We start from the raw sequence: 7,453 nt of genomic DNA, 5'->3' as shown, positions 1-7,453 counted from the left end.
GGGCCATCGCGTGAGTCCTTTTCCGTGAGCACTTTGGTCGGTTCTCACAGAGCCTCACGCGGTGGCCCTTCAACGTCGGTGACCGACACGAAGCCGGTCACGATCAAGGGCCCGAGCTACACCACTTCGGGGGACTCAGCCGATCCACGTCCGCAGGTTGCCCGGATGCACATCCGACATACTGCTGCGCCCAGGGCGGCGGGGGCCTACATTCAACGAATGCGACTATTTCATCTCCGTCTGGGTGCCGTCGTCATGGCCGTGGCGCTCACGACGATCGTTGCCGGAGGGTCTTCTCAGGCCGCGTCGACTGGGGAAGTGAGTGAAGGCGACGCCCTCGAGGCGGCGATGCCGCCGGTGCGGTCATCGTACGAACCGGTGCCGGCGTCCGCGGTCGAGCCGGAAGTCTCTTTCCTCATGGACGAGTACGGCGTCGACGAGGTCGAGGCCCGGAGGCGTCTCGAGCTGCAGAAGCGCGTCGCTCTCCTCGACGAGTCGCTGGCGCCGGCGCTTGCCGAGACTTACGCAGGTGTATCGATCGATCAGGCGAACGGGGCCAGCGTCTCCGTGCATGCGGTCCGCAACGACGCGCGGATCGGGCAGGAGTCCCGCCGGCTCGGGATCAAGTCGACCTTCGTCCAGGTCCCGAACAGCCGCCGCGTCTTGGACGGAGTCCAGTCGCAGCTGACGAAGCAGTTGTCGAGGCACCCGGAGGTTCTGCTCGCCGGGGTCGACCTCCTGTCGGGCGAGCTGTTAGTGAAGGTCGACGGCAACGAGCCGTTGAAGCCGGAGGTCGACGCGGCCGTCAGGCGCTACAGCGCCTACATCAAGCTCGAGCGGGGTGGGAAGGCGGTGCGCAGGGGCGACTTTGCTTGCACCTTCCCCTACTGCGACCCGCCCCTTAGGGCGGGCATCTTGATCCAGGCCGTGCAGAACGGGTTGAACAGCCAGTGCACCGCCGGCTTCAACGCCATCCGCTCGGACGGGACGTCGTTCGTCATGACGTCAGGTCATTGTCTGACTCCGGTCGACGGTGCGAAGTGGTATACGAGATTCTCCAGCGACGGTTACGTGCACGCCGTAGGGAATGGCAGCACATTCAGCCGGTACAATGACGCGAGTGGCGATGCCGGCCTGATCGGGCTCGACAACCCTGCGGGCTACGACCCGCGCAACACCCTAATCAATTACGGCAACGCTCAGACGCAGTTCGGCGAGGCCTACCCGATCACCGCCCGAAGCGGTTCGGCGCCCGGCATGACGCTCTGCTTCACCGGGGCGGTTTCGCAGACTCGCTGCGGAACGGTCGCCTACTTGAACGCTACGAGCTCGACGGGTGTCGGGGGGCTCGGTGCCCTCTATGCGTGCGGGGCACGCGGAGACAGCGGCGGGCCGGTGTTCGCGTCCAACACGGCCTACGGGCTGGTCCAGGGCGGGGACACCGACCAGCAAGGACGTTGCATAACCTACTACCAGGGGATACTCGCGGCCGAGAGCCGTCTCGGTGTGCAGGTAAGGACGGCGTACTGATGGGCGTTCGCCGGGCCGGGGCAGTTGCCCGCACGCGTCGAACCCTCGCCGTCGCAGGAGCGGTGTCGACCTGCCTCGCGGTGTCAGGGTGCGGTGGTGTGGTCTCGGTGGGCGACCCCGTGCCGGCGGGGTCCGGTGCTTCGGTGCCCGTCGGCAAGCCTGCCGCCCGTGCGCCTGCCGGCCAGTCCTTCTGCGGTGTGGACGTCCGGGAGACGTTCACCGACGAGCTCGGTCTCGGCGCGGACCCCCAGCTCAAGGCGTCGGATTGGGTCGGACTGACGCTCGAAGAGGCGGAGCGGCTGGCTGCTCGAGATGGCGCCGTCCTTGAGATGGTCAGGCGTGCGGGCGAATGCATGGGCTACGACCTAACCAATATCAGCAATCATGTGAAGGTGTCGGTGTCGTATGACGGTGTCGTGGACGCCGCCTCTATCGGGTGAGCCTCGGGGCATATCCCCGGTGCGGACGGCACAACTCCGGCGAAGGTCCCGCCTATGGATGCGCGGTGCCCGGGCGTTTCGACCGTGGAGCCGCGAGACGGTTATGCGTCCGGTGGACCTGGCCGCCCTGAACCGTAGACGACCTGCGCGGGCGGGCAGCGTCAGTACGGCGAGGTGCCGGTGCTCGGCGGCTGCCTGCGGACGCCGCGCTGCGTCGGCTCGTTGTCGGGCCTTCATCAACCAGGCCGCAGCCGTTGCCGCATGACCAACCACCTACCCGTTGTCAACTGACCCGTAGCAGTCCCTTGCGAGGAGAAGCTGGTGGAGCAGCAGGAGCGAGTGGAGGCGACCAGTGACTACTGGAAACCGCCGTTCTACGTGCTGGAGGCGCACGGGCTGGATGTGTGGCTGGTCAACGCCAAAAACGTCAAACACCTGGCGGGCTGGCCCAAGACCGACCGGCTGGACGCGGTCTGGTTGTGCAAGGTCGCGGAGCGGCAGATGATCCGGCCCAGTTTCGTGCCGCCACCACCAATCCGCCGGTTGCGGGACCTGACCCGCTACGGTCTGAGCTGGTCGGGGGGCACGTTGTTCGCGGCGATGGTTAGACGCTCGCGAAGAAGGGACGTGCACCGCTCGTCTTGATCGACCAGCAGGAAGCGGACGGGGCGGCGCATCGCTACCTCGCGCAGGTTCTCCTGCTGCAGCAGAGCGCGCATGGCGATCACTGGGGAGCCAGGCTCCCCGCCCTTATAGACCCCCGGGCCAGCAAAGCCCTCGGCGTAGGTGACGTCACCGTCGAATCCACGCACGACGATCGGCATCCATTTGCCGAAGGTCTGCGCGTACAGGCGTTCCTTGGCCACGGTGTGCGGCTCGGCTGCCCTCGGGACCTCAGTCACGTCGGCGTGACCGCTCATCGCTCATCGCGAGATCTCGACACATGCCGGCACGCGGGAGCGACCGGCCGCTTCAACCGCCAGCTCACCAGCTACCTACGACCAGCCGTACCCGTCGTCGACGAGGTCGGCTACCTCCCGCTGGACCGGGCCGAAGCGAACATGGTGTTCCAGCTCGTCCCAAGCCGCCACGAACGCGGCAGCATGATCATCACCAGTAACAAGAGCTTCGCTGAATGGGGACAAGTCCTCGGCGACGACGTCCTGGCCACCGCCATCCTCGACCGGTTCCTGCACCACTGCGACGTGCCGGCCATCAACGGCCCCAGCTACCGCCTCAAAGACCGCCTCGCACTGGTCCCAGGCGGTGACCCCATGCCATGATCCCGAGGCCGAAGACCAACACGTGAGGTCGTACCCGAACCGACACGTGAGGTCGTACGCCGACAATCAGCGAGCAGCTTGCCGCGCACCCAGACCAGCAGACCTTCACCAGCCTGCCCCGCGCCGGGAGCGTCCGGGCTGCACGCCTGCTTGCTGAGATCGGTGACAGCCGGGCGCGCTTGCCCACACCCGAGTCGCTGGCGTGCCTGGCCGGAGTCGCGCCCAGTACCCGAGCCAGCGGAAAAGGCCGCCAAGTCGGCTCCCGCTGGGCCTGCAACCAGCAGCTGCGCGACGCCGTCTGCGACTTCACCGGTGACAGCCGACGCGCCAATCCTTGGGCTGAAGATATCTATCAACAAGCATGCAACCGCGGACACGACCACGCGCACTCCGTCCGGATCCTCGCCCCCGCTTGGCTCTACGTCATCTGGCACTGCTGGCAGGACAAGACCGCTTACGAGCCTGCCCGGCACCACGCCCTCCAGCGCCTACTCGCCGACCGAAACGTGATCAACAAGCAGCTTGACACAGGGCTACTCACACGGTGGCCCCTCAACGTCCGTGACCGACACGAACCAGGTCACGATCGATGGCCCGAGCTACACCACCTCATGGGATTCGCCCGTAGGGCTTGACCCTCGACCGGCCCCAAGCCCATCATCGCTTCAAAAGACCCCCAAAGCGGTCCCATCACTTTGGCGAGACGTTGGTCCCATCACGCTGGCGAACAACATTTCGTCACATGATTGACATGGTCAGAGCATCCCACGACGTATAGCCTCCACCTCAGCTTAGACGTCTTCAGGAGGTCGGAAAGTGGCAAATTATTGGCGAAGAAGGTTTTCGTTGATCGCGGCAGGAGTGGCTGTTTCGGCCAGTCTTATTCCGGTCGGTGGAGCCTCAGCCCACTTCGCGGCCGGATCTGCGTTTGAGCGCAACAGGTTCGGCGAAATTTGTGGTTCTATCCGCGGCGTAAATGGATACAATTATTCGGGACGGCCGTGTAGTATAAACTTCACGAAGTCGACGCTCTTGACGAGTTACGGCTGGGCCTCTGCTGCCGATGCTGCAAGCGGGAATTGGAACGGCAAGGTTGACCCCGACCAAGGGATCCCGGTCTTCGGGTATGCCGGCTATGTTTCAGGTCCTCAGCAGGTATATATGGGCGTCACGGATCTGGGTACAACGGCCGGCGGCGTTCGGCTCGGAACAACTCGCTACACTACGGACTGTTCAAGTTTTTGCCGTCTCACTGGCGCAACAATTGAGATGACGAACAATAGCGCGGCCAATTGGTCAGTCAACTCAACTCGATTCTACGTTGTGCCAACGGGGACCATGGACTGGCAGAGCATTGCAACGCACGAGCTGGGTCATGCTCTGGCACTGCGTCATCCGCAACAGGATATGAATTTCGAACATAATCTTGGTGCGTGCGCTTACCGCGGTACGCGCACGCTTGAGGGGGCACATGACGTTGAGGGGGTCTTCTTCGCCTATGGCGGGCAGTCCAGCAGGTGGCCGAGGGTCGCCCCAGTCGATAACTGTCTCTAACTAATACCGAGCGAGGTGTCCAGATGGCTGTAAGGCAAAAGAGCACTCCACGCTACGCTGCCGCGTTAATGGCGTGTGTATTGACGGGTAGCGTAAGCGCATGCGGATTATCGCAGGGGCCATCATCTCCGGAGCGTGTGATTGGGCAAAGCGATGATTCGAAGGTGCCTTTCGCGGGCGAGGAGAATTCGACTCCCCAGCAAAAATTGATGACCGTATTGTCCCGTGATGGCCAATACGGAGTCGTGGTTGGTCGTATTACTGACGGGGGAAGCTCCATGCTGTCGGATAAAGGCGATCCGGAGTCCATCTTTACCAGCTACCAATTTGAGATAACAGACACTCGTGGCGCGAAAAGCAAACTTTTTGAAGGTAGTATCATTGAGCTTGTGACTCCAGGCGGTCAGATCGGCGACGTCCGCGTCGAGGATGACGGAGCGCCCTCGTTTAGTAAGGGAGATCGAGTAGCGATATTCGCGCAATTCGAAAGTCAGCGGAAGACGGCCGCTGGGAAAAATACTAAACGCAGACTCGTCGTCGAGAGTTCCGACAACGTGGCGCGTGTCGTAGGAGACCGCGCGACTTGGCTCGGATGGGACACAAGTTTGGAGTCGTTCCTGGCAGTACTCGATAAATACTCCAGTCCCCGAGACCCAGAGATGAGTTCTAGAGCGGACTGACGACTGCTGGCGACGGAGGTTTATGCATGAGATGAATGATATCTGTATCTCAAACCCCCTCCGGCAACGTTGTTGGATGCATGGTTTAGATCTCAGGACGGCTAGGAGCGTGGCTCCGATAGGTCCATTCGGCTGATCGTGGGTGCGTGGCTGTCAGCCGCTGATGTTCTCGGCTGCAGTTGGCGACGTTCCCGCTGGAAACGTCTGGTTCGCGCCGGTGGGGTGTTCTGGCGCGCCTGACTGCGGTGCTGAGGGCCTGTCGGCCCGGCCGGTCAGGCGGTGCTGAGGGCTTGCGAGGCCGCTGACGCCGATGTTGCCGTGGTGCCCGCCCTGCGACGAAATCGTCCTGCTCGACGACATCCTCACCACCCAGGCAAGATCAACTACCGGAACTTACACAGAAAACTTGACAGGCTCTCAGGCCCCCGCTCGAGCACCGCCTTGATCATCTCTGGGAGGAAGCCGCCCTCACCGGTCAGCGACACACCGCCTTCCTCGGCCCGGTCGATCAATTCAGGTCGCGTCCCTTGGGGTGGTGTAGCTCGTCGCGTGTTGCTTTGCGAGTGAGAGCAATTATGCCGTAGCGGTGACCTCCTTGCGCGGGGCCGTGTCGGGGACGGTGGTCTTGGGCTCCAGGACGGTCGGGGCGGGCGGGTTGAGTAGCGCCATGGACTCCTCGGACAGGTAGCGGCGGTCGCTGTCTTGCCATTCGTCGTGGGCCTCGATCAGGACGCAGCTGGAGAGTCGGAGCAGGGCGGCGGGGTTGGGGAAGATCCCGACGACGTCGGTGCGGCGCTTGACCTCGCGGTTGAGCCGCTCGATAGCGGGTTGGTGCTCCAGATCTTGCGCCAGTGGGCGTGCGGGAAGTCCGCGAACGCCGTGAGGTCGACCTTGGCGTCGAGCAGCATGTCGGTGACCGCAGGGAAGCGGCCGCGGAGCATGTCGGCGACGAGGTCGACCTGCGCGCGGACCTCGGCCTGGCCGGGTTGGGCGAAGATCGTGCGGATCGTCGCGGCGGCCATCTCGTCGTGGCCTTTGCTGACCTTGGCCAGCACGTTGCGCATGAAGTGGACCCGGCAGCGCTGCCAGCTGCTGCCTTGGAAGACCGTCTCGATGGCGTTCACGAGGCCGCGGTGGGCGTCGCTGATGACCAGCTGGACACCGCCGAGGCCACGGTCACGCAGGTCGCGCAGGAACTCCGTCCAGAACGCTTCGGTCTCGCTGTCACCGGTCGCGCAGCCCAGCACTTCCCGTCTGCCGTCGGCGCTGACGCCGGTGGCGATGACGACGGCCTGGGACACGACCCGGCCGGCCAGGCGGGCCTTGCAGTACGTCGCGTCCAGGAACACGTAGGGGAACGCAATGTGGTCCAGGGTCCGGGTCCGCCACAGCGCAACCTCACTGTCGAGCTGCGCGCAGATCCGAGAGACTTCGCTTTTGCTGATCCCGGTCCCGCCCATCGCCACGACCAGGTCATCGACCCGGCGGGTGCTCACCCCCTCGACGTAGGCCTGCATCACCACCGCGTGCAAGGCCACGTCGATCCGCCGCCGCGGGGCTAGTAGCGCCGGAAAGAACGAGCCGGTCCGCACCTTCGGGATCTTCACCGTCAGGTCCCCGGCGGCGGTCGTCACGAGCTTGTCGCGGGTGCCATTGCGCTGGGTCGTGCGGGCGTCGCTGCGTTCGTGCCGGTCGGCGCCGATGCGGACGGTGGCCTCGGCGTCGACGATGGCTTGGAGCATCCCGCCGAGCAGCCGGCGCATGAGCTCACCGCCGTCGGCGGTGCGGAGCATCTCGATCATCTCGAGCAGGGCAGAATCGTCTAGGGCCATCGCGTGAGTCCTTTTCCGTGAGCACTTTGGTCGGTTCTCACAGAGCCTCACGCGGTGGCCCTTCAACGTCGGTGACCGACACGAAGCCGGTCACGATCAAGGGCCCGAGCTACACCACTTCGGGGGACTCAGCC

Annotated in this window: 5 protein-coding genes and 1 pseudogene; 5 read left to right on the top strand and 1 reads right to left on the bottom strand. The window is 64.1% G+C overall.

All coding sequences use genetic code 11. The features are described from left to right. The first annotated feature begins 219 nt into the window (after window positions 1-219). The 5 genes from H7290_RS19195 (at window position 220) to H7290_RS19175 (ending at window position 3,888) form a co-directional block, all read left to right on the top strand. Window positions 220-1,530, top strand: a complete 1,311-nt coding sequence (locus H7290_RS19195) for a S1 family peptidase (RefSeq protein ID WP_290515624.1) — start codon at window positions 220-222, stop codon at window positions 1,528-1,530. After that, window positions 1,530-1,970, top strand: a complete 441-nt coding sequence (locus H7290_RS19190; RefSeq protein WP_290515623.1) for a hypothetical protein — start codon at window positions 1,530-1,532, stop codon at window positions 1,968-1,970. Before H7290_RS19195 ends, H7290_RS19190 begins: the two co-directional genes overlap by 1 nt. Window positions 1,971-2,291: 321 nt before the next feature. Beyond that, on the top strand, window positions 2,292-2,615 hold the full coding sequence (locus tag H7290_RS19185; protein WP_290515622.1) for a transposase: 324 nt from the start codon (window positions 2,292-2,294) through the stop codon (window positions 2,613-2,615). Continuing rightward, window positions 2,612-3,253, top strand: a complete 642-nt coding sequence (locus H7290_RS19180) for an ATP-binding protein (protein ID WP_290515621.1) — start codon at window positions 2,612-2,614, stop codon at window positions 3,251-3,253. Before H7290_RS19185 ends, H7290_RS19180 begins: the two co-directional genes overlap by 4 nt. A gap of 65 nt (window positions 3,254-3,318) precedes the next feature. After that, window positions 3,319-3,888, top strand: coding sequence for an IS110 family transposase (locus H7290_RS19175; protein WP_366927654.1), 570 nt, complete (start codon window positions 3,319-3,321; stop codon window positions 3,886-3,888). Between the two features lie 2,172 nt (window positions 3,889-6,060). Here H7290_RS19175 and H7290_RS19170 read toward each other — a convergent pair. Beyond that, window positions 6,061-7,319: pseudogene (locus H7290_RS19170) on the bottom strand (IS256 family transposase). Window positions 7,320-7,453: the final 134 nt, after the last annotated feature.

Source organism: Aeromicrobium sp. (assembly GCF_014378035.1).
Lineage (GTDB): Bacteria > Actinomycetota > Actinomycetes > Propionibacteriales > Nocardioidaceae > Aeromicrobium.
The sequence above is the reverse complement of the archived record's forward strand: the minus strand, read 5'-3'. Positions and strand labels throughout refer to the sequence as shown.

Coding starts and splice junctions, on each gene's coding strand:
- H7290_RS19195 (WP_290515624.1), top strand. CDS start 220: ATGCGACTATTTCATCTCCGTCTGGGTGCCGTCGTCATGGCCGTGGCG.
- H7290_RS19190 (WP_290515623.1), top strand. CDS start 1,530: ATGGGCGTTCGCCGGGCCGGGGCAGTTGCCCGCACGCGTCGAACCCTC.